Source organism: Kitasatospora sp. NPDC088783, assembly GCF_044750705.1.
GTDB classification, from domain to species: Bacteria; Actinomycetota; Actinomycetes; order Streptomycetales; family Streptomycetaceae; genus Kitasatospora; species Kitasatospora fiedleri.
The window spans coordinates 223,328-242,859 of sequence record NZ_JBIVKJ010000002.1; the positions used below are offsets into that span (position 1 = coordinate 223,328).

At 76.3% G+C, this 19,532-nt stretch carries 19 protein-coding genes and 1 pseudogene; 10 read left to right on the forward strand and 10 right to left on the reverse strand.

Translation table 11 applies throughout. The features are described from left to right. Nucleotides 1–3 precede the first annotated feature (3 nt). Entirely contained in the window at nucleotides 4–660 is a 657-nt protein-coding gene (locus ACIP60_RS05420) for a DedA family protein (protein ID WP_400680296.1), read from the reverse strand. A gap of 97 nt (nucleotides 661–757) precedes the next feature. Between ACIP60_RS05420 and ACIP60_RS05425 the strand changes: the two genes are divergently transcribed. The 3 genes from ACIP60_RS05425 (at nucleotide 758) to ACIP60_RS05435 (ending at nucleotide 5,067) form a co-directional block, all read left to right on the forward strand. After that, nucleotides 758–2,080: a VWA domain-containing protein gene (locus ACIP60_RS05425; protein ID WP_400680298.1), complete on the forward strand. Its 1,323-nt coding sequence runs from the start codon at nucleotides 758–760 to the stop codon at nucleotides 2,078–2,080. 73 nt (nucleotides 2,081–2,153) lie between these two features. Further along, a complete protein-coding gene (locus ACIP60_RS05430) occupies nucleotides 2,154–3,347 on the forward strand; it encodes a low temperature requirement protein A (protein WP_400680299.1) in 1,194 nt (397 codons plus the stop codon). Between the two features lie 118 nt (nucleotides 3,348–3,465). Then, on the forward strand, nucleotides 3,466–5,067 hold the full coding sequence (locus ACIP60_RS05435; RefSeq protein ID WP_400680301.1) for a M4 family metallopeptidase: 1,602 nt from the start codon (nucleotides 3,466–3,468) through the stop codon (nucleotides 5,065–5,067). A gap of 126 nt (nucleotides 5,068–5,193) precedes the next feature. On the opposite strand, the gene ACIP60_RS05440 is transcribed toward ACIP60_RS05435, so the two are convergent. Next, the gene (locus tag ACIP60_RS05440) at nucleotides 5,194–5,778 is read right to left on the reverse strand and encodes a TMEM165/GDT1 family protein (protein ID WP_400680303.1); all 585 of its coding nucleotides are present in this window, start codon (nucleotides 5,776–5,778) and stop codon (nucleotides 5,194–5,196) included. A 566-nt stretch (nucleotides 5,779–6,344) separates the two neighbouring features. On the opposite strand from ACIP60_RS05440, the gene ACIP60_RS05445 reads away from it, so the two are divergent. From ACIP60_RS05445 to ACIP60_RS05455, 3 genes are read left to right on the forward strand one after another with little or no spacing between them, the layout of a single operon-like run. Next, nucleotides 6,345–7,535, forward strand: a complete 1,191-nt coding sequence (locus ACIP60_RS05445) for a cytochrome P450 (protein ID WP_400680306.1) — start codon at nucleotides 6,345–6,347, stop codon at nucleotides 7,533–7,535. Nucleotides 7,536–7,564: 29 nt separating this feature from the next. Beyond that, nucleotides 7,565–7,771 (forward strand): ferredoxin, encoded by a 207-nt coding sequence (locus ACIP60_RS05450; protein WP_100834821.1) that lies wholly within the window; start codon nucleotides 7,565–7,567, stop codon nucleotides 7,769–7,771. Between the two features lie 52 nt (nucleotides 7,772–7,823). Next, a complete protein-coding gene (locus ACIP60_RS05455) occupies nucleotides 7,824–8,471 on the forward strand; it encodes an AAA family ATPase (RefSeq protein ID WP_400680309.1) in 648 nt (215 codons plus the stop codon). Nucleotides 8,472–8,478: 7 nt separating this feature from the next. Here the strand turns inward: ACIP60_RS05455 and ACIP60_RS05460 are convergent, their stop codons facing one another. The 3 genes from ACIP60_RS05460 to ACIP60_RS05470 all read right to left on the reverse strand — a co-directional run bounded on the left by ACIP60_RS05460 (nucleotide 8,479) and on the right by ACIP60_RS05470 (nucleotide 11,447). Further along, nucleotides 8,479–9,108, reverse strand: coding sequence for an MBL fold metallo-hydrolase (locus tag ACIP60_RS05460; protein ID WP_400680312.1), 630 nt, complete (start codon nucleotides 9,106–9,108; stop codon nucleotides 8,479–8,481). Continuing rightward, complete coding sequence (locus ACIP60_RS05465; RefSeq protein ID WP_400680314.1) at nucleotides 9,108–10,193, reverse strand: S-(hydroxymethyl)mycothiol dehydrogenase; 1,086 nt, start codon at nucleotides 10,191–10,193, stop codon at nucleotides 9,108–9,110. The genes ACIP60_RS05460 and ACIP60_RS05465 overlap by 1 nt, the downstream gene beginning before the upstream one ends. An 84-nt stretch (nucleotides 10,194–10,277) precedes the next feature. Beyond that, complete coding sequence (locus ACIP60_RS05470) at nucleotides 10,278–11,447, reverse strand: DNA alkylation repair protein (RefSeq protein WP_400680316.1); 1,170 nt, start codon at nucleotides 11,445–11,447, stop codon at nucleotides 10,278–10,280. 399 nt (nucleotides 11,448–11,846) lie between these two features. On the opposite strand from ACIP60_RS05470, the gene ACIP60_RS05475 reads away from it, so the two are divergent. The 4 genes from ACIP60_RS05475 to ACIP60_RS05490 all read left to right on the forward strand — a co-directional run bounded on the left by ACIP60_RS05475 (nucleotide 11,847) and on the right by ACIP60_RS05490 (nucleotide 14,349). Next, complete coding sequence (locus tag ACIP60_RS05475; protein ID WP_400680318.1) at nucleotides 11,847–12,251, forward strand: SsgA family sporulation/cell division regulator; 405 nt, start codon at nucleotides 11,847–11,849, stop codon at nucleotides 12,249–12,251. Between the two features lie 188 nt (nucleotides 12,252–12,439). After that, nucleotides 12,440–13,027: an ECF RNA polymerase sigma factor SigK gene (gene sigK, locus ACIP60_RS05480; RefSeq protein ID WP_100834814.1), complete on the forward strand. Its 588-nt coding sequence runs from the start codon at nucleotides 12,440–12,442 to the stop codon at nucleotides 13,025–13,027. Continuing rightward, the gene (locus ACIP60_RS05485; RefSeq protein WP_400680321.1) at nucleotides 13,024–13,788 is read left to right on the forward strand and encodes an anti-sigma factor domain-containing protein; all 765 of its coding nucleotides are present in this window, start codon (nucleotides 13,024–13,026) and stop codon (nucleotides 13,786–13,788) included. Before sigK ends, ACIP60_RS05485 begins: the two co-directional genes overlap by 4 nt. Nucleotides 13,789–13,905: 117 nt before the next feature. Beyond that, nucleotides 13,906–14,349 (forward strand): hypothetical protein, encoded by a 444-nt coding sequence (locus ACIP60_RS05490; protein ID WP_400680324.1) that lies wholly within the window; start codon nucleotides 13,906–13,908, stop codon nucleotides 14,347–14,349. 47 nt (nucleotides 14,350–14,396) lie between these two features. Here ACIP60_RS05490 and ACIP60_RS05495 read toward each other — a convergent pair whose 3' ends face one another. The 5 genes and pseudogenes from ACIP60_RS05495 to ACIP60_RS05515 all read right to left on the reverse strand — a co-directional run bounded on the left by ACIP60_RS05495 (nucleotide 14,397) and on the right by ACIP60_RS05515 (nucleotide 19,500). After that, the gene (locus ACIP60_RS05495; RefSeq protein ID WP_400681531.1) at nucleotides 14,397–15,158 is read right to left on the reverse strand and encodes a DUF1295 domain-containing protein; all 762 of its coding nucleotides are present in this window, start codon (nucleotides 15,156–15,158) and stop codon (nucleotides 14,397–14,399) included. Nucleotides 15,159–15,214: 56 nt separating this feature from the next. After that, nucleotides 15,215–16,477, reverse strand: coding sequence for a class I SAM-dependent methyltransferase (locus ACIP60_RS05500; RefSeq protein WP_400680325.1), 1,263 nt, complete (start codon nucleotides 16,475–16,477; stop codon nucleotides 15,215–15,217). Between the two features lie 203 nt (nucleotides 16,478–16,680). Then, nucleotides 16,681–17,406: pseudogene (locus tag ACIP60_RS05505) on the reverse strand (DUF1365 domain-containing protein); the annotation flags it as partial. Between the two features lie 62 nt (nucleotides 17,407–17,468). After that, entirely contained in the window at nucleotides 17,469–18,809 is a 1,341-nt protein-coding gene (locus ACIP60_RS05510) for an NAD(P)/FAD-dependent oxidoreductase (RefSeq protein ID WP_400681534.1), read from the reverse strand. 181 nt (nucleotides 18,810–18,990) lie between these two features. Further along, a complete protein-coding gene (locus ACIP60_RS05515) occupies nucleotides 18,991–19,500 on the reverse strand; it encodes an SRPBCC family protein (RefSeq protein WP_400680327.1) in 510 nt (169 codons plus the stop codon). Between the last annotated feature and the right edge of the window lie 32 nt (nucleotides 19,501–19,532).

The window sequence follows — 19,532 nt, forward strand, 5'->3', positions numbered from 1 at the left end:
GGGTCAGTCGTCCCCGTCCCCGTCCCCGTCCGCGTGCTCCTGCTCCTGCTCCCGGGCGTGCTCCCTGCGGTGGCCGCGGACGTAGTGGACCAGCACCGCCAGCACCAGCACGCCCGCCACCACCAGCGCGGCGGTCCGGCCGACCGTCCCCTCCACCCTGGTGTAGGCCGCGCCCGCGAAGTAGCCGAGCAGGACGAAGCCGACGCCCCACAGCAGGCCGCCGAGTGCGTTGAAGAGCAGGAACCGGCGGTAGGGCATCCGGGACACTCCCGCCAGGGCGGGCATCAGGGCGCGGAAGAAGGCCACGAACCGGCCCAGCAGGACGGCCGCCGGGCCCCGGCGGCGGATCAGGTCCTGGGCGCGGCCGATCCGGTCGGCGTGCCGGCGCAGCGACTTGGTCTCCAGCACCCGCGGGCCCAGCCGCCGGCCCACCTCGTAGCCGACCGAGTCGCCGAGCACCGCCGCGCCCACCACCGTCACCAGGATCCAGCCCAGCGAGACACCGCCCTGGTGGGCCAGCACCCCGCCGAGCACCGCCGCGGTCTCGCCGGGCAGCACGAAGCCGAAGAACAGCGCGTCCTCGGCGAACACCAGCGCCGCCACCACCGCGTACACCACCGGCCCGGACAGGCCGCCCAGCCAGTCGGTCACCGTCCGCACCCGGACCACCTCGCTCCCGTCCCACCGTAACCCGCGCACGCGCGGCCGACCGGGACCGGACGGTGCCCGGCGCGGTCGCGGCGGGCAGACTGGGGAGGTGACAGCGACTCCACTCCTCAAGGGCGGCAACCTGCCGGTCGACGCCGCCGCCGTCCGGGCCCGGCTCACCTGGCGCGCCGGGCCCGGCGTCCCCGCGGTCGGCACCGCCGCGCTGCTGATCGGGCCGGACGACGGCCCGCGGCTGGTCCGGGCGCAGGCCCCCGGCGTCCTGGTGCGGCCGGACGGGATCGACGTCGACCTGGCCGCGCTGGCGCCCGCCGTGCAGCGGGTGCTGCTGCTGGCGCTCTCGGACGGGGCCGGGCTCGGCGCCGTCCCCGGGCTGTCGCTGCTGCTCGACGACGCCCGCGGCGGGGCCGAGTTGGCGCGCTTCGACCCCGGCGCGGGCGCGGAGACCGTGCTGGTCTGCGGCGAGCTGTACCGGCGCGAGGGCCGCTGGAAGTTCCGCGCCGTCGGCCAGGGCTGGGCGGACGGCCTGGCGGGCCTCGCCGTCGCGCACGGGTTCACCCTCCCGGAGCCGGAGCCGGAGCCGGAGCCGGAGCCGGAGCCGGAGCCCGCGCCTGTGACGGTGCCGGAGGTGACAGATCGTCAGGAGGCTTCGGTCCAGGACGAGCTGGCGCTGCCCGTCGACATGCGCGAGCGGCTGAGCCTGCGCAAGCGGCAGGTCGCGGTCAGCCTGCGCAAGCACGGCGCCCAGCACCTCACCGCGCGGGTGGTCCTGGTGCTGGACGCCTCCGGTTCGATGGCCGGGCTCTACCAGCGGGGCGTGGTCGCCGACGTGGTGGAGCGGATGGCCGCCGTCGCCGCCCAGTTGGACGCGGACCGCACCATGCAGGCGTGGACCTTCGCCACCTGGCCCGCCCGGCTGCCCGACCTGCGGCTGTCCGAGCTGCCGCAGTGGCTGGGCCGGCACGTCCGGGTCGGTGAGGTGTCGCTGTTCGGCCGCCGCAAGCTCCGTCCGCCGCTGCCCGACGGGCGGATCGACATGAAGGCGGTCGGCATCAGCAACGACGAGCCGCGGGTGATCGCGCAGGTCCGCGACCACGTCCGGGAGAACCCGGCGGACGAGCCGACCCTGGTGCTGTTCTTCTCCGACGGCGGCATCCACCGCAACAGCGAGATCGAGCGCGAGCTGCGGGCGGCCGTCGAGGAGCCGCTGTTCTGGCAGTTCGTCGGCCTCGGCCACGGCGACTACGGCGTCCTGGAGCGCTTCGACACGCTGCCCGGCCGCCGGGTCGACAACGTCGGCTTCTTCACGGTCGACGACATCAGCACCCTCCCGGACCCGGAGCTCTACGACCGCCTGCTGTCCGAGTTCCCGCAGTGGGTGGCGGCGGCCCGCCGGGCGGGCGTCCTGCGCTGAGGCGGATGCGGCGCGCGGGGCGCGTGCGGCGCGCCGGAGCCGTCCCCGGCCGGGCGGTGCCGATCATGGGGAGGTGGACGCGGAGGACGGGACGGGCGCGGCGGCCGAGCGGCACGCGGGGTGGAACGAGCTGTTCTTCGACCTGATCGCGGTGGCCGGGGTCGGGCAGCTGGCGCACCTGCTGCACGCCGGGCCGGACTGGGGCGCGGTCGGGCTGTACGGGCTGCTGTTCGGGGCGTTCTGGCTGACCTGGGCGTGCTTCACGGTGTACGGGGACGTGGCCGCGGAGAGGACCAGCTCGTTCGCGCTGTTCGTGGCGATGGCCGGGATGGCGGTGATGGCGGCGGCCGTCGAGGGCGTGCACGAGAGCACCCGGGCGAACGCCTTCGCGCTCGCCTACGTGCTGCTGCGCTGGTACGCGGGGCGGCTGTGGCGGCAGGGCCGGAGCCTGCTGGTGGTGCCGGACTGGCCGATCGCGCAGTACGCGGCGGGCTCGGTGCCGTGGGTGGTGTCGCTCTTCGCGCCGGAGGGCTGGCGCTACTGGCTGTGGGGTGCCGGCCTGCTGGTGGACGCGCTGCTGCTGGCCGCCGCCAGGGGCGACGACCGGGAGCGGATCGCCGCGCGCTGGCGGGCCCGGCAGCGGCGGCACCCGGGCGCGCCGGGGGCGGACCGGCCGCTGCCGGAGCTGCGCGAGGCGGAGGTGGACGCCGCGCACCTGGGGGAGCGGCTGGGCCTGTTCATGGTGATCGTGCTCGGCGAGGGCGTGATCCAGGTGATCCGCGCCGCGTCCGACCGGGAGCACTGGGACGCCCGGCTGGCCTGGACCGGGCTGGCCGCGATGACGCTGCTGGCCGCGCTGTCGGTGCTGAGCGTGCGGCGCGGCGCGGTCGCCTTCCCGCAGCTGCTCGCGGGCGGCCGGCCGCGCTGGGTGCTGCTCTGCCACGCGCTGGGCTCCGCCGCGCTGGCGGCGCTGGCGGCCGGTCTCGGCCGGGCGGTCGAGCACGCCGGCGGCCCGCTGCCCGACGACACCCGGCGGCTGCTGTGCGCCGCCCTGGCCGGCTACTTCGCGGTGACGGCGGTGGCGGTGCTGCCGACCCTGGACACCCCGGGCCGGGCGCGCGGCCTCCTGGCGCACTTCGCCCCGGCGGTGCTGCTGCCGCTGCTGCTGGCCCTGCTGCCGGTGTCGCTCGCCGCCGGCCCGGTGGTGCTCCTGCTGCTGCTCGCCACCCTGTGGGCGCGCGGCTACCGCCCGGAGCGCGCCGGGTAGCCGTGCGGGCGGAGCGCTACGAAAGCATCACGTTCCGTTCTGTTTACTAGAAGTGTTTGTCTGTTCATCGTCAGGCTCACGGTCGGCCCCCTCCCAGCTACCCCGACTGGAGCCCCGCGTGAGCCCCTCCTCCGCGCACCGCCACGCCCTCGGCGCGGCCGCCCTCGCCGCCACCGCCGCCCTCCTGCTCACCGCCGTCACCGCGGGCACCGCCGACGCCGCCGGCGGCCCGTCCGGCCGGGACGCGGCCGTCGCCCGGGCCCGGGCGAACGTCGCCCACCACCCCGCGCTGTTCGGCTACGGCCCCGGGCAGGACCTCGTCCTCAAGGACGTGGTGCTCGACCCGGACGGCGGTCAGCACGTCCGCTTCGACCGCAGCTACCGCGGACTGCCGGTGGTCGGCGGCGACCTGGTGGTGCACCAGGACGCGCGCGGGCGGCTCACCGACTCCTCCCGGGCCGCGGGCCACGACCCGGCGGTGCCCTCGACCAGCCCGGCGGTCCCCGCGCAGCGCAGCGCCACCGAGGCGCTCGGCCACGTCCAGGGCATATCCGGCGCCGCCGCCAGCCCCGAACTCGTGGTCTGGGCCGCCGACGGCCCCGCCCGCCTGGCCTGGCGCACCACCGTCACCGGCGCCGGCAAGCAGGGCCAGCCCGCCGGCCGGGTGGTGGTCACCGACGCCACCACCGGCGCCGCCATCGACAGCTACGACGCCGAGCACTCCGCGACCGGCACCGGCCACTCCGAGTACACCGGCGACGTCCCCCTCGGCACCACCCAGCAGGCCGGCGGCGGCTACGCGCTGATCGACCCCGTCCGCGGCCACACCACCAGGGACGCCCACAACCTCTCCGCGAGCAGCGTCAAGGCCACCTCCGGGACGCTCTACACCGACACGGACAACGTGTGGGGCGACGGCCGGAAGTTCTCCACCGACCGGGCCACCGCCGCCGTCGACGCCCACGCCAACACCGCCTGGACGTACGACTACTACAAGAACACCTTCGGCCGCAGCGGCATCAAGAACGACGGCAAGGGCGCCACCGTCTTCGTCCACGTCGGCACCCGCTGGGACAACGCCCAGTGGTCGGACGCCTGCTTCTGCATGATGGCCGGCGACGGCGACGGCAGCACCGACCCCGAGCAGGTCGACCTCGACACCATGGGCCACGAGATGACCCACGGCGTCACCAGCGCCACCGCCAACCTGCGCTACAGCGGCGAGTCCGGCAGCCTGAACGAGTCCACCAGCGACATCTTCGGCACCATGGTCGAGTGGTACGCCGACAACCCGGTGGACAGGGGCGACTACCTGTTCAGCGACCAGTCCACCCCGCCCTGGCTGCGCCGCTTCGACAAGCCCTCGCTGGACGGCGGCTCGGCGGACTGCTGGAGCAGCAAGGTCGCCCGGCTGGACGTCCACTACTCCTCCGGCGTCGGCAACCACTGGTTCTACCTGGTCAGCGAGGGCAGCGGCGCCAAGACCGTCAACGGCGTCGCCTACAACAGCCCGACCTGCGACGGCTCCACCGTCACCGGCATCGGCAACCGGAAGGCCGCCGCGATCTGGTACCGGGCGCTGACCGTCTACATGACCTCCACCACCGACTACAAGGGCGCCCGCACCGCCTCGCTGAACGCCGCCCGCGACCTGTACGGCGCGGGCTCGGCCGAGTACGCGGCGGTGGGCGCCGCCTGGAGCGCGGTGTCCGTCTCCTGACCCGCCGCCGGACCCGGCGGGCGGCGCGGGAGGACTGCGCAGGAGGACTGCGCGGGAGGACGACGACGGCCCGGCCGTCCCGCCGGGGTGGAGGCGGGGCGGCCGGGCCGTCGGGGGAGGCGGCCGTCAGCCGGTGAACGCCTCGATCAGGGTCCAGACGGCCAGGACCGCCATGCACAGGCCGCCGACGCGCTGGATGGTGCGCAGCGGGACGCGCTTGGCGATGACCCGGCCGACCAGCAGGGCCAGGGCGGAGACCGACATCAGGGCGGCGGCGGAGCCGATCGCGGTGGGCAGCCAGCCGTTGGTGGCGGCGAGGTTGGCGGTGGTGATCTGGGTCAGGTCGCCCCACTCGCCGATGAACACCGTGGTGAACGCCGTCGCCCAGACCGGCCAGAAGCCGGTGACCGTCTTCGGGCCGCCCTCCTCGCCGTCCTCGTCGCCGCCCGAGCGCAGCAGCACGATCGCGCCGAAGGCGAACAGCGCGGCGGAGACCAGTTTGACGGCCAGGCCCGGCAGCAGACCCAGCAGGCTGCCCGCGCCGACGGCGATCGCCACGTGCACGATGAACGCCGCCGAGGTGCCGAACCAGACGTAGAGCGGGCGCATGCGGGTGCCCATGGCCAGCGAGGCGAACATCGTCTTGTCGGGAAGTTCGGCCAGGAAGATCAGCCCGAAGGCGGTGAGCATCGCCAGGGGGTCGAAGGACATCGCAGTGCTTTCTGCAAGGGGCCGGGCCGCGGGCTCGAACGGCACCGGGCGGGCGACGGGCGAACCTCTCGGCCCGGCACGACGAGACCTCCCGCGCGGTGGCGCGGCAGGGTCATGCACGGGCCGAAGGTCTCGTCCGTCGCGGCGGCTTGCGCGCCGCGACCCACGGGCCGGGACGGGCACGCCGTCCAGTGTGTCGACCGGTGGTGTTTCGGGACTACTCCCCTTCGCGGCTCCGAGTGTAGGCGATCAACGGGGCCGGGGGGAAACCGTCCCCGGACGGGCGGTGGCCCGTTCTCGACCGCGCGCCCGGCCGCCCGCCCACCCCGTCCGGCATGGACACGCCTGGTGGGTGCGGGGGCGGCCGCCCGCGGCGGCGGTTCGGACACGCCGGAATCCGGACAGAATCCGCCCCGGCGGCCGGGTGTCCTTCCCGTGGCCACGGAACGCGAGTTAGCGTGACCGTGAGTTAGTTGCCCTAGGCACTCAATTGCCGGGCCGCCCTGCAGCGCCCCGCCCCCACCGGGCCCGGACGGCAGCCCCCGGCCCCGGGAAGGGACCCCAGCATGGCCACTGCCGCCACCACCTCCCACCCCGCCCCGCGCGGCGCCTGCCCGTTCGCGCCGCCGCCCGTCTACCAGCAGGCCCGGGAGGACGAACCCGTCACCCGGGTCGCCCTCTGGGACGACACCCCCTGCTGGCTGATCACCCGCCACCAGGACGCCCGCACCGTCCTCGCCGACCCCCGCTTCAGCGCCGACGCCACCCGCCCCGGCTTCCCCTTCCTCAGCGCCGCCGCCCGCCAACTCGGCACCGGCAACACCTCGTTCATCCGGATGGACGACCCCGAGCACGGCCACCTGCGCCGGATGCTCACCGGCGACTTCACCCTCCGCAAGACCGCCGCGCTGCGCCCCGCCATCCAGCAGGTCGCCGACGACCTGTTCGACCGGATGACCACCGGCCGCACCGCCGCCGACCTGGTCGCCGAGTTCGCCCTCCCGCTGCCCTCCCTGGTGATCTGCCTGCTGCTCGGCGTCCCCTACGAGGACCACGAGTTCTTCCAGCACTGCAGCCGCACCCTGCTGGACCGCAGCACCAGCACCGAACAGGCCACCGCCGCCCAGCAGAGCCTGGTCGACTACCTCGACGCCCTCACCGACAGCAAGCGCGCCCACCCCGACGACGGCATCCTCAGCCGCCTGGTCGCCCGCGGCGAACTCTCCACCCAGGACATCGGCGCCATGGGCCGCCTGCTGCTGATCGCCGGCCACGAGACCACCGCCAACATGACCGCGCTCTCCGTCCTCGCCCTGCTGCGCCACCCCGACCAGCTCGCCCACCTGCGCGCCCACCCCGAGGCCACGCCCGCCGCCGTCGAGGAACTGCTGCGCTGGCTCAGCATCGTGCAGACCGGCGTCACCCGGGTCGCGATCGAGGACGCCGAGATCGGCGGCGTGCTGATCCGGGCCGGCGAGGGCGTCATCTGCCAGCTCAACACCGCCAACCGCGACCACGAGCGCTACCCCGACGGCGACGCGCTCGACCTGACCCGCGACACCCGCCGCCACCTCGCCTTCGGCTTCGGCGTCCACCAGTGCCTCGGCCAGCCGCTGGCCCGGCTGGAGCTGGAGATCGCCCTCGACACCCTGCTGCGCCGACTGCCCGACCTGCGGCTGGCCGTGCCCTTCGAGGAGATCCGCTTCCGGCACGAGATGACCGTCTACGGCGTCGAGTCGCTGCCCGTCGCCTGGTGAACCCCGGAACCGAAGCGAGAGGAACCACCATGATCGTCCACGTCGACCGGGACAGGTGCTGCGGCGCCGGGCAGTGCGTCCTCGCCGCCCCCGAGGTGTTCGACCAGAGCGACGAGGACGGCACCGTCGTGCTGCTCGACGCCCGGCCGCCCGCCGAGCTCGTCCGGGAGGTCGCCGACGCCGTCGCCGCCTGCCCGGCGGGGGCGATCCGGCTGGAGGAGGGGGCGCCCCGGTAGGCTGCCCGGCGGACCGCGGGGGAGGAGCGCGCCGCGGGGGAGGAGCGAGCACGTGCAGGTCACCGGGTACGCCCCGCGCGGGGTCGCCGACCTGCGCGGCCGCTCCGGCCCGCCGCTGGCGCTGCACTACGGGCCGGACGCGGTCGTGGTGGTCGGCGGCGTCCCCGGCAGCGGCAAGAGCACCCTGCTGCGGCGCTGGGACGCCCCCGCCGGGCTGATCGACCCGCGCACCACCCGGCTCGCCTGCCGGGCCCGGATGCCCGCCGCCCTGCCCTACCCCGTCTACCGCCCCGCCGTGCGCCTGCTGCACCTGCTGCGCACCCGGGCCGCGTTCCGCCGCCCCGGCCCGCTGCTGGTGCACGACTGCGCCAGCCGCTGGTGGATGCGCCGGGCGCTCGCCCACTGGGCCCGGCGGTACGGGCGCGAGCTGCACGTGGTGCTGCTCGCCGTCCGCCCCGCCGAGGCCCTGGCCGGGCAGCACGCCCGGGCCCGCACCGCCGCGCCGCGCACCTTCCGGCTGCACGTGCGGCGCACCGCCCGGCTGCTGGACCGGCTCGAACGGCGCGGGCGGGCGGCGTTCCCCGGCGCCCGGTCGGTGCTGCTGGCCGACGCGCCCGCGCGCGAACGGCTGGCCGGCGTCCGGTTCGGGGACTCCCGGGGCCCAGGGGGGTCCGTGGGCCCCGTGGGCTCCGGGAGCTGACGCCCGGTCAGTGGCCCCGGGCGATCCACTCCTCCACCTGCGGGGCCTCCGCGCCGACGGTGGTCGAATCGCCGTGGCCGGTGTGCACCACCGTCTCCGGCGGCAGGGTCAGCAGCCGCTCGCGGATCGAGGCGATGATGGTCGGGAAGTCCGAGAAGGACCGGCCGGTGGCGCCCGGGCCGCCCGCGAACAGGGTGTCGCCGGTGAAGACGGTGCCCAGCTCCGGGGCGTACAGGCTGACCGCGCCCGGGCTGTGGCCCGGGGTGTGCAGGACGGTCAGCACGGTGCCCGCGACGGCCAGCCGCTGCCCGTCGGCGAGCGGGGCGTCCGGCGCGCGGTCCGGGTGGGTCTGCCGCCACAGCACCTCGTCCGCCGGGTGCAGCAGCACCGGCGCGCCGGTCAGCTCCGACAGCTCCGGCGCCGCGTCCACGTGGTCGTTGTGGGCGTGGGTGGAGACCACCGCCAGCAGCCGCCGGCCGCCCAGCGCCGCCGCGATCGCCTTCGCGTCGTGCGCCGCGTCGATCACCACCGCCTCGGTGTCGTCCCCGACGATCCAGACGTTGTTGTCGACCTGCCAGGTGCCGCCGTCCAGGCTGAACTCGCCCGAGGTGACCAGCCGTTCGATCCGGGCCGCCATCAGAACACCACCACCGAGCGCAGCACCTCGCCGCGCTGCATCCGGGCGAACGCCTCCTCCACGCCGTCCAGCGGGACGGTCTCGCTGACGAACGCGTCCAGGTCGAGGCGGCCCTGCAGGTACAGGTCGATCAGCATCGGGAAGTCCCGCTCCGGCAGGCAGTCCCCGTACCAGGACGACTTGAGCGCGCCCCCGCGCCCGAACACGTCCAGCAGCGGCAGTTCGAGCTTCATCTCCGGCGTCGGCACGCCCACCAGCACCACCGTGCCCGCCAGGTCGCGGGCGTAGAACGCCTGCCGGTACGTCTCCGGGCGGCCGACCGCCTCGATCACCACGTCCGCGCCGTTGCCGCCGGTCAGCCCGCGGATCGCCTCCACCGGGTCCACCGCGCGGGAGTTGACGGTGTGGGTCGCGCCCAGGCGCTGCGCGGTGGCGAGCTTGCGGTCGTCCACGTCCACCGCGATGATCGTGCCCGCGCCGGCCAGCCGGGAGCCGACCACCGCCGCGTTGCCCACGCCGCCGCAGCCGATCACCGCGACGCTGTCGCCCCGGCCCACCTGCCCGGTGTTGATCGCCGCGCCCAGGCCCGCCATCACCCCGCAGCCCAGCAGACCGGCCGCCGCCGGGGACGCCGCCGGGTCGACCTTGGTGCACTGCCCGGCGGCGACCAGCGTCTTCTCCGCGAACGCGCCGATGCCCAGCGCCGGGGACAGCTCGGTGCCGTCCTCCAGCGTCATCTTCTGCCGCGCGTTGTGGGTGGCGAAGCAGTACCACGGCCGACCGCGCTTGCAGGCCCGGCAACGTCCGCACACCGCACGCCAGTTGAGGATCACGAAGTCGCCCGGGGCGACCTCCGTCACGCCCGCGCCGACCGACTCCACCACGCCCGCCGCCTCGTGCCCCAGCAGGAACGGGAACTCGTCGTTGATCCCGCCCTCCCGGTAGTGCAGGTCGGTGTGGCACACCCCGCACGCCTGCACCCGCACCACCGCCTCACCCGGCCCCGGATCCGGCACCACGACGGGCACCACCTCCACCGGCGCCCCCTTCGCACGCGCGATCACACCCCGGACAACCTGAGCCATCTTCCGTACCCGTCCTCTGCTCGGCACTCGGTCCGCGACGGCACCCGGTTCGTTCGGCGCGGGCGCCGTCGCCCAGCAGCGAACTTACGCGGTTCCGGACGGGAAGTCGCCCGTTCGGCCCTCCGGCGCGCGCGGGGAGCGCTCCCCGGCCGGGAGCAGGGTGAACGGCGCCGGGTCGAAACGGTGCCCGTTCACCTGCAACTGCACGGCGTGCCCGCCCGGGTGGTAGACCCGGGTGCTGATCGGGCGGAAGGAGTGGACCCGGGACAGCTCGGCGCCCGCCCCCGGCGCCAGGGTGCGGCGGGCCAGCTTGAACACCTTCGGGGTGGTGCGGCCGTTCGCCTTCCGGTGGTGCACCACGTAGTCGATCACCAGCGAGACCGGCGCGTCCGAGACGTTGGTGACCCGCGCCGTGAACGCCAGCGCGCCGCCCACCGGCACCTCGTCCCGCTCCAGGACCGGGCCGACCACCTCGACGTCCCCCCGCCCGCCGTGGAAGCCCACCAGCGCCAGCGCCGCCGGATCGCCCTCCTTCACCAGCGTGCGCATCGCGTGCCGCACCACGCCCGGCGTGCTCGGCGCGGGCGCCGCCGCCCAGCGGGCCGCCGTCGCGGCGGCCAGCGCCGGGTCGAGCCGGGACAGGTCGTTGAGGTGGTTGGCCACCGAACGGCGCACGCTCGGGTCCGCGTCCCGGTAGAGCGCGTCCAGGACCGGGACGGTCACCCCCGGATCGGCCGTCAGCGCCGGGACCCGCCGGGCCCACGGCAGCCGCGCCCTGGTCCCCTCGCTGGCCAGCCGGCGCACCGCCGGGTCCGGCGAGGACGTCCAGGCCAGCGCGGCGGCCAGGGTGCGCGGCAGGTCGGCGTTCAGGAAGGCGCGCAGCGCGAACTCCGAGGTCAACCGGGGCGTCAGCGCCGCCAGCAGCTCCAGGCCGTCGGCGAAGTCACCCGGCTCGCCGGAGGCCGTCGCGGCGGCGGCCACCGCCTCCGACACCGGCCACACCATCCACCCCGTCAACTCCGGCCGCCCCAGCGCGGCCCGCACCGCCCCCGCCACCTCCCGGTACCCGCCCCCCGCCTCCGCGACCACCGCACCCCCCACCAGCCGCGCCCGGTCACTCAGCCCCAGCCCGCCCAACCCCGCCGCACAGCCCGCCACCCCCCGCCACCCGGACGCACGCGGGGCCGCGGCCCCCAGGACACCCGCCAACTCGCGGACGGTCTCGGCACTGATCAGTTCATCGGCGGTCGGCACACCTGCTCCAGAGCTCGGGGGACCACGGGCCCGCCCACCCGACAGACGGACCCGGGCTGTCGCCCGAAACTAGCGCCCACCACCGACAGCACGCCGCGCGCCGTCGGCCCGCCCGGTGCTCCACCGCTACCCGGTGCTCCACCGCTAGAGGAACTCCCGCCACCGCACCCGGTCCACGTCCACCCCGTCTCCGTCGTCCCGGTCCGGACGGCCGGGTGTTCCCACCACTCCAGCACGGCCCACTGTCACCGCGGATTCGGCCGTTCGTGTGGTGACCGGAGGGCATCGGTGAAGGTTCTGCGTGGATCCGCGCATCTCCGGGTCGGGCGGGTAGTCGGGGCCATGCCGTCAGCTTTCGGCACCGTTCGCCGTCGCCATCTGGAAGGAAGGCCGCACCGCATGGCCGTCGCCACCTGCTGGTCCACCGCCGTCACGCTTCCGCACAGCCCGCACCCGGACCTGGCGGTGGAGGCCGGGCTGCACTTCGACTCCTCAGTTCCGTACGCGGTCCGGCTGGTGTTCCCGCCGGTCGGGCGGATCGACGCGGTGGAATGGGTGTTCGGGCGCGACCTGCTCAACGAGGGCCGTCTCGCGCCCGCCGGGCACGGCGACGTCACCGTCCGGCCCGGCGCCGACGGCGAGGTGCTGATCACGCTGCACGGCGGCACGGGGGCGGCGGTGGTCAACATCCCGGCGGAGGTCGTCACCGGCTTCCTGCTGGAGTGCTACGCGCTGGTCCCGACCGGCCACGAGCACGAGCACCTCGACGTCGACGGCCTGATCGCCCGGCTGCGGGCCGAGTAGGGCGGGCCGGGGGCCTCGGCGACGGGACCCGCACAACTGCCCGGGTCCGGCGGCAATCCGGACGGCGGGCCGTGACGAAGAGCGGGTGAGTCGTGTTGTCGAGTCGTCGCGGTCGGGGGTTCCGGCCGCCGTAGGGAGGCCCCCGTGCCGGTGGTGCAGCGCAGGAACGTCGTGGGCGGGGTGGACGGGTGAGCCACGTCGTGTCACTGGCCCCGCCACGGCGGCCGGGACCGGAACTGCGGGAGTTGCTGGCCCGGGTGGTGCGGGGCGACCAGGAGGCGTTCGCCGCGCTCTACGACGCCGTCTCCGGCCCGGTGTTCGGGCTGGTGCGGCGGGTGGTGCGGGACGTCGCGCAGTCCGAGGAGGTCGCGCAGGAGGTGCTGCTGGAGGTGTGGCGCACCGCCGCCCGCTACCAGGCCGACCGCGGCGAGGTGCTGCCCTGGGTGCTGACCATCGCGCACCGGCGGGCCGTCGACCGGGTCCGCTCCGCGCAGGCCGCCGCCGACCGCGACCGGAAGGCCGCGGCGGCCTCGCACGGCGGCTCGCCCTACGACGAGGTCGCCGAACAGGTCGAGGGACGGCTGGAGCGCGAACAGGTGCGGCGCTGCCTGCGCACCCTGACCGAACTCCAGCGCGAGTCGCTCACCCTGGCCTACTACCGCGGCTACAGCTACCCCGAGGTCGCCCAGGTGCTCGGCGCACCGCTCGGCACCGTCAAGACCCGGATGCGCGACGCCCTGATCCGGATGCGCGACTGCCTGGGGGTGGGCGCGTGAACACCACCGACCCGCGCACCCGCGACCGGCACGCCCCCGACCCGCACACCCTGACCGGCGCGTACGCCGCGCACGCGCTAAGTCCCGAGGAGAACGATGCCTTCGAGCGCCACCTCGACCACTGCCCGTCGTGCGCCCAGGAGACGGCCGAGTTCGCCGCCACCCTGGCCCGGCTCGGGGCGGCCGAGGCCGCGGCCCCGCCCCCGGAGCTGAAGTCCCGGGTCATGGCCGCGCTGCCGGGCGTCCGGCAGGAGGCGCCGCGGGTCGCCCGCCCGGCCCCGCCGCGGGCCCGGTTCGCCCGCCGCGCCCCGAAGCTGGCGCTCGCCGCCTGCCTCGCCCTGGCCGTCGGCGCGGGCGGCCTCGCCGTCCAGCAGCACCGCGAGGCCGAACGGGCCCGCGACCGGGTCGCCGCGCTCACCCGGCAGCAGGAGTCCGTCACCGCGCTGCTCACCGCACCGGACGCCCGCACCGCGACCACCGCCACCGACGGCGGCACGGCCACCGTGGTCTGGTCGGCCGCCCGCGACCGGGCCGGCTTCCTCGCCGCCGGCCTGCCCGACCCGGGCCCCGGCCGCACCTACCAGCTCTGGTACGACGACGCCGGCACCATGCGCCCGGCCGGCCTGCTCCCCACCGGCGACGGCACCCTGCTGCTCACCGGCGCCCTGAACGGCGCGGCCGGCGTCGGCGTCACCCTCGAACCGGCCGGCGGCTCCCCGCACCCGACCGCCGCCCCGGTCCTGCTGCTGCCGTTCAGCTGAACCGGGCCGGACACCCGCCCGGCTCCGGCCGGGCGGGTCGAGGGGGAACGGGGCGCTCCCGCGGGTAGGTTCCGCAGGGGGAACGGGGCGGGCCCCCGCGGGGGAGGGGAGAGCGCGATGCCGACCGAGGTGCCGTTCCGGGACGAGGACCGGGCCCGGCTGTACGCACTGGCGCTGCGCGGCGCGTCCGGGCAGCCGCCGGTGCAGGCGGCCGTCCGGCTGGCCTTCCAGGTCGCGGAGGTCCGCGACTGGCTGGTCCGCAACGGCTTCGTGCCGACCGCCGACGGCCCGGACGGCCCGTCCGCCGCCGTGGACTTCCGCCACGCGATGGACCGCCTCGGCCGGCCCCGGCAGGCCGGACGGACCTCCGCCCGGGACGGCCTCGGCGAGCCCGCCAAGGCCGTCCTCACCGTCGCCGCCGGCCTGGCCGGGGTCCGGACCGGCCCGCTGCGCCACGCGATCGAGGGCCTGACGCCCGAACAGGCCCGGCTGGTGGCCGAGGCGGTGATGCAGGCGGCGGGCTATCCGGACGCCACCGCCGACCCGCAGGGCCGGGCCTGAGAGCGGCGGCCGGATTCCGGACCGCCGCTCGGGGGAGCGCCCGGGCCTCAGCCGCCCGCCGGCGGGGAGCGGCGGCGCGGCGGGAGCGGGAAGAAGGAGCTGGTGCGGGCGGTGTACTCGGCCCAGCCGGGGCGTTCGCCGGAGGAGAGGTGCTTCTCCAGCATGGGCTTGCCGCTGCCGAAGGCCAGCAGCCAGGTCATCAGCAGCGGGCTGGCGACGAAGGCCCAGCCGATCGGGGCGTGCGCGACCAGCAGGAACAGGCCCCACCAGACGCAGGCGTCGCCGAAGTAGTTGGGGTGCCGGGTGTAGCGCCACAGGCCCCGGTCCATCACCCGGCCGCGGTGGGCCGGGTCGGCCTTGAAGCGGGCCAGCTGGGCGTCGCCGACCGCCTCGAAGAACAGGCCGACCGCCCACAGGGCCGCGCCCGCCCAGGCGGTCGGCCCGAGCCGGTCGGGCAGGTACTGGGCGGCCAGCACCGGCAGCGAGACGAACCAGACCAGGACGGCCTGGAGCAGGTAGACGGTCCGCAGCGCGTACCGGGCGCGGGCCGGGCCCTCCGGGGCGCGGGACAGCATCCGGGCGTAGCGCGGGTCCTCGGGCAGGCCGCGGGCCCGCCACCACAGGTGGGCGGCCAGCCGCAGGCCCCAGACCGCCACCAGGACGGTGGCCAGCGCCCGCCGCCCGCCGTCGCCGTACCCGGCGGACAGCCCGTAGCCGGTCAGCGCGACGGCGGTGAACGCCAGGCCCCAGGCCACGTCGACGCCCCGGTGGCGGCCGGTGCGGACCCCGACCGCGAACGCGAGCAGCATCACGGCCAGGGCCGCGCCGGCGGTGCAGGCCGCGCCGACGCCGAACGCGGCGGCGTTCACCGCAGGCCGTCCCGGCTCAGCAGCACCTGGTGGACGTTCAGGTAGCCGGTGCGGAACCCGGCCTCCGAGTACGCCAGGTACAGCTCCCACATCCGGCGGAACACCTCGTCGAAGCCCAGCTCCGCGACCTCCCCGGCCCGGGCGGTGAACCGCTCCCGCCACAGCCGCAGCGTCTCGGCGTAGTGCGGCCCGTACGCGTCCGCGCTGTCCACCCGCAGCCGGGTGTGCGCGGCGGCGGTGTCCGCGATCGCCCGCAGCGAGGGGATCTGCCCGCCGGGGAACACGTACTTGAGGATCCAGGTGTACGTGCTGCTGCTGGCCAGCATCCGGGCGTGCGGCATGGTGATGGCCTGCAGGGCGACCCGGCCGCCGGGGGCGAGCAGCCGGTCCAGCGCGCCGAAGTAGGCGGGCCAGAACGGGCGTCCGACGGCCTCGATCATCTCGCAGCTGACGATCGCGTCGAACTCGCCCCGGGCCTCGCGGTAGTCGCAGAGCCGGACCTCGACCCGCTCGGACTGCCCGGCGTCGGCGATCCGGCGGCGGGCCAGCGCGAGCTGCTCGGCGGAGAGCGTGAGGGTGACCACCCGGGCGCCCCGGGCGGCGGCGCGTAGGGCGAGTTCGCCCCAGCCGGTGCCGATCTCCAGCAGCCGGGTGCCGGGGCCGACGGCGGCCAGGTCGAGCAGCCGGTCGATCTTGCGGTGCTGGGCCGGGACGAGGTCCGCCCAGCGGGTGGCGGGGGAGGGGGCGGAGAACACCGCCGAGGAGTACGACATGGTCGGGTCGAGGAACAGCCCGAACAGCTCGTTCGACAGGTCGTAGTGCCGGTGGATGTTGCGCCGGGCGTTGGCGGCCGTGGACAGCTCCGCCGCCGGGGGCCGCCGCACGTACAGCCGGCGCAGCCACCCGGTGCCGGGCGGCACCAGGGTCTCGGGGCGGGCGGCCAGCGCGGTCAGCAGGCGGGCCAGGTCCGGACTGTCCCAGTCGCCCGCCTGGTAGGACTCGCCGAAGCCGATCAGGCCGCCCGCGCCGACCCGGTGCAGGAACGCCTCCGGGCGGTGCAGCCGCAGCACCGGGGCCTGCGGCGGGCCGGCCAGCAGCGGGCGCCCGCCCGGGAGTTCGACCCGCAGGCCGCGGTGGGCCGCCGCCCGGCGCAGCAGCCGCCCGGCCGCCGCGGCCCGCAGCGGGGCGTGCGGCACCCGGGCGACGTCCGGCCAGCGCAGCGGGTCGACGGCGGTCGGGAACGGGACGGTGGTGGTCATCGACGGGGTGCCTCTCCGGAACGGGAACGGGAACGGTGGTGGGTGCGGGGAAGGGGGAGGGGACGGGCGGCGACGGTCTCCGGGCCGGTGCGGGGGCCGGGTCCCGGCCGCCCGTGGGGGCACGGGCCGGCGGTGGACCCGGCTCCCGGGTCGGCCTCCGGGCGGGGGCACGGGCCGGCGGCGGCCTCGGGCTCGACTCCCGGGCGCGGGCGCGGGTGGACGGGCAGGCCGCGCAGCCACAGGCGGATGCCCTGGGAGCGGATCCGCACACTGACGGCGAAGGTCGCGAACGGGTGCCGCAGCACCGCCCGCAGCAGCGCGGCCGGGCCCGCCGGGCGGCCGGTGCCGGCCACCGTGGCGGTGAACGCCCGCCCGCCCGGCAGCTCCAGTTGCACGGTCAGGTGCAGCCGGGCGTCCGGCTCCGGCAGCAGCATCCGGTAGTGGCCGTCGACCGGCAGGAACGGCGAGACGTAGAACTCCTTCGCCGTCCGCGCGTGCCCGGCCCCGTCCGGGAACAGCAGGTAGCGGTGCCGCTCGCCGTAGGTGTTGTGCACCTCGGCGACGGTGCACAGCGGCGCGCCCGCTGCGTCCCGGCACCAGTACACCGTCAGCGGGTTGAACACGTACCCCAGCGAGCGGGCCTGGGTCAGCATCAGCACCCGCCCGGCCGGGTCCGGGCGCAGGCCGTGCGCGGCCAGCTCGCGGGCCAGGTCCTCCCGGATGCTCGCGGGGTCGGAGCCGGAGCCGGGGGCGAGGGCGTGGTCGCGGGGCAGGAAGCGGGCCAGCGGGCGCAGCGCCCGGGGCAGCCGGGGCAGGTGGTCGAGGTCGACCAGCCACAGGTAGCCGCGGTGGCGGAACACCCGGCGCGGCTCGGCCCGGACGTGCGTGGTGCGGGTCTCGTACAGCACCGCGCCCCACGGGCCGGGCAGCACGCGCGGCACGGGCGGCACGGGCGGTGCGGCGCCCGGCGCGCCCGCCGCGCGGACGGCACTCACGGCGCGACCGTCGCGAGCAGGTGGCGGGCGGCGGCCAGGCCGGAGCGGCAGCCGTCCTCGTGGAACCCCCAGCCGTGGTACGCCCCGGCGAACGTGGTGCGGGGACCGGCCAGTTCGGGCAGTCGGCGCTGGGCGGCGACCGTGCGGGCGGTGTACACGGGGTGCTCGTACACGGTGCGGGAGACCACCAGCGGCTCGGGGACCGGCTGCCGGTCGTCCTCGTTCAGGGTGACCAGGTAGTCCTCCGCGCCGCCCAGCCGCAGCAGCCGGTTCAGGTGGTAACTGACCCGGACCCGGTCGGAGGGCGCGTCGCAGTCCGGCATCCGGTAGTTCCAGGAGGCGCGCGCCCAGGCGGCCCGGGGCAGCACCGAGGCGTCCCGGTGCAGCACCGTCGGGTTGCGGGAGTACGCGAACGCGCCCAGCACCTCCCGCTCGGCGGGCGTCGGGTCGGCGAGCAGCCGCAGCGCCTGGTCGGGGTGGACGGCCACCACCACGGCGTCCGCCCGGGTCCACCGCCCGTCCTCGGTGGCCACCGTGACGCCGTCCGGGTGCCGCCGCACCGCGCGCACCGGCGCGGAGCGGTGCACGGTGCCGGAGTGCGCGGTGAGGTGCGCGGCGATCCGCTCCACGTACGCGGCCGAGCCGCCGACCACGGTGCGCCAGGTCGGCGAGCCGGTGACGCTCAGCAGGCCGTGGTTGGCCAGGAACGCGAACAGGTAGCGGGCCGGGTAGTCCCCGGCCAGGTCGGGCGCGCAGGACCACACCGCGGAGACCAGCGGCGTGATGAAGTGCTGCGTGAAGTACGGCGAGAAGCCGTGCCGGGCCAGGAACGCGCGCAGGCTCGGGTCGGCCGCGTCCGCCGCGTCCGCCGCGTCCGCGTCCGCCCCGGCCGCGGCGGCGCCCGGCTCCGGGTCGGCCGGCTCCGGCGCGGCCAGCAGCTGGCGGGCCAGGCGGTGGAAGCGCGGCACCTCGCCGAGCATCCGCAGGTACCGGCCCCGGACCAGGTTGCCCGGGGTGGCCAGCAGCCCCGAGAGGCCGCGGGCCCCCGCGTACTCCAGGCCGCAGCCCTCGCAGTGCACCGACATGCTCATGTCGCTGTCCTGCGTCCGTACGCCCAACTCGTCGAACAGGCCCACCAGTTCCGGGTACGTCCGGGTGTTGTGGACCAGGAAGCCGGTGTCCAGCGCCAACTCCCGGCCGTCCGCCGCCGTGATCCGCTGGGTGTGCGCGTGCCCGCCGAGCCGGTCCGCCGCCTCGAACAGCTCGACCGCCGCCCCGGCCCGCGCCAGCGCGTACGCCGCGCTCAGCCCCGCCACCCCCGCACCCACCACGGCCACCCGCCGCACGGGCCGCCCCTCGCGCGACGGCGGGACGAACCCTCCGGCGGAAACGGTGCCGAGTGTCGTCACGTCGATCCTCCCCACTGGTCCCGGCCGCCCGCGGCGGCCCTTGCGCCCCTCATTCGGAGGCACCGGGTCCGCGGATTGCTCCGAACGGGGGATCGGCCCGGCCGGGCGCTCAGCCGCCGTCCAGCACCTCGGGCATCCGCTGCCGGGCCGCGTCCGCCAGCCGCTCGAAGTCCCGCCGCAGGAACGGCTCCGCCAGCCGCGCCAGCCCGTGGAACCGCAGCCGCGCCCGGTACCGGACCACCGACCCCGCCCCGCCCGGACCCGGGCTGACGGTGATCTCGTCCGAGGCCGTGACGGTGCGGTTGCGCCCCACGAACAGCACCTGGTCCGGCCCGCGGTCCACCAGCTCGTACACCAGCTCGGTGCGCCGCCCCCGGAACACCGAGACGTTCCGCCACCGCGCCCCCGGCCCCGGCGCGCCCGTGCTCCCGCCGGTACCCGCACTCCCGCTCGCGTCGATCCGGACGCACTGCTCGGTGCCCGGGTCCCACTCGGCGGCGTGCGCGAAATCCGCCAGGTAGTCCAGCACCTCACCCGCCGGACGGCGGACCGGGATCTCCCGCACCACCTCGATCATCGCTGCCTCCTCGGCCGTCGGGACGTCGACAGGGACGTCCATGGAGTGTCCACGGGGTTCGGAGCCGGGCCCGA

Excerpts from the sequence above, each read along its gene's own strand:
- ACIP60_RS05500 (WP_400680325.1), bottom strand. The coding sequence starts at position 16,477 with ATGACCACCACCGTCCCGTTCCCGACCGCCGTCGACCCGCTGCGCTGG.
- ACIP60_RS05460 (WP_400680312.1), bottom strand. The coding sequence starts at position 9,108 with ATGGCGGCCCGGATCGAACGGCTGGTCACCTCGGGCGAGTTCAGCCTG.
- ACIP60_RS05475 (WP_400680318.1), top strand. The coding sequence starts at position 11,847 with ATGGCCGTCGCCACCTGCTGGTCCACCGCCGTCACGCTTCCGCACAGC.
- ACIP60_RS05450 (WP_100834821.1), top strand. The coding sequence starts at position 7,565 with ATGATCGTCCACGTCGACCGGGACAGGTGCTGCGGCGCCGGGCAGTGC.
- ACIP60_RS05465 (WP_400680314.1), bottom strand. The coding sequence starts at position 10,193 with ATGGCTCAGGTTGTCCGGGGTGTGATCGCGCGTGCGAAGGGGGCGCCG.
- ACIP60_RS05440 (WP_400680303.1), bottom strand. The coding sequence starts at position 5,778 with ATGTCCTTCGACCCCCTGGCGATGCTCACCGCCTTCGGGCTGATCTTC.
- ACIP60_RS05490 (WP_400680324.1), top strand. The coding sequence starts at position 13,906 with ATGCCGACCGAGGTGCCGTTCCGGGACGAGGACCGGGCCCGGCTGTAC.
- ACIP60_RS05515 (WP_400680327.1), bottom strand. The coding sequence starts at position 19,500 with ATGGACGTCCCTGTCGACGTCCCGACGGCCGAGGAGGCAGCGATGATC.
- ACIP60_RS05445 (WP_400680306.1), top strand. The coding sequence starts at position 6,345 with ATGGCCACTGCCGCCACCACCTCCCACCCCGCCCCGCGCGGCGCCTGC.
- ACIP60_RS05495 (WP_400681531.1), bottom strand. The coding sequence starts at position 15,158 with ATGCTGCTCGCGTTCGCGGTCGGGGTCCGCACCGGCCGCCACCGGGGC.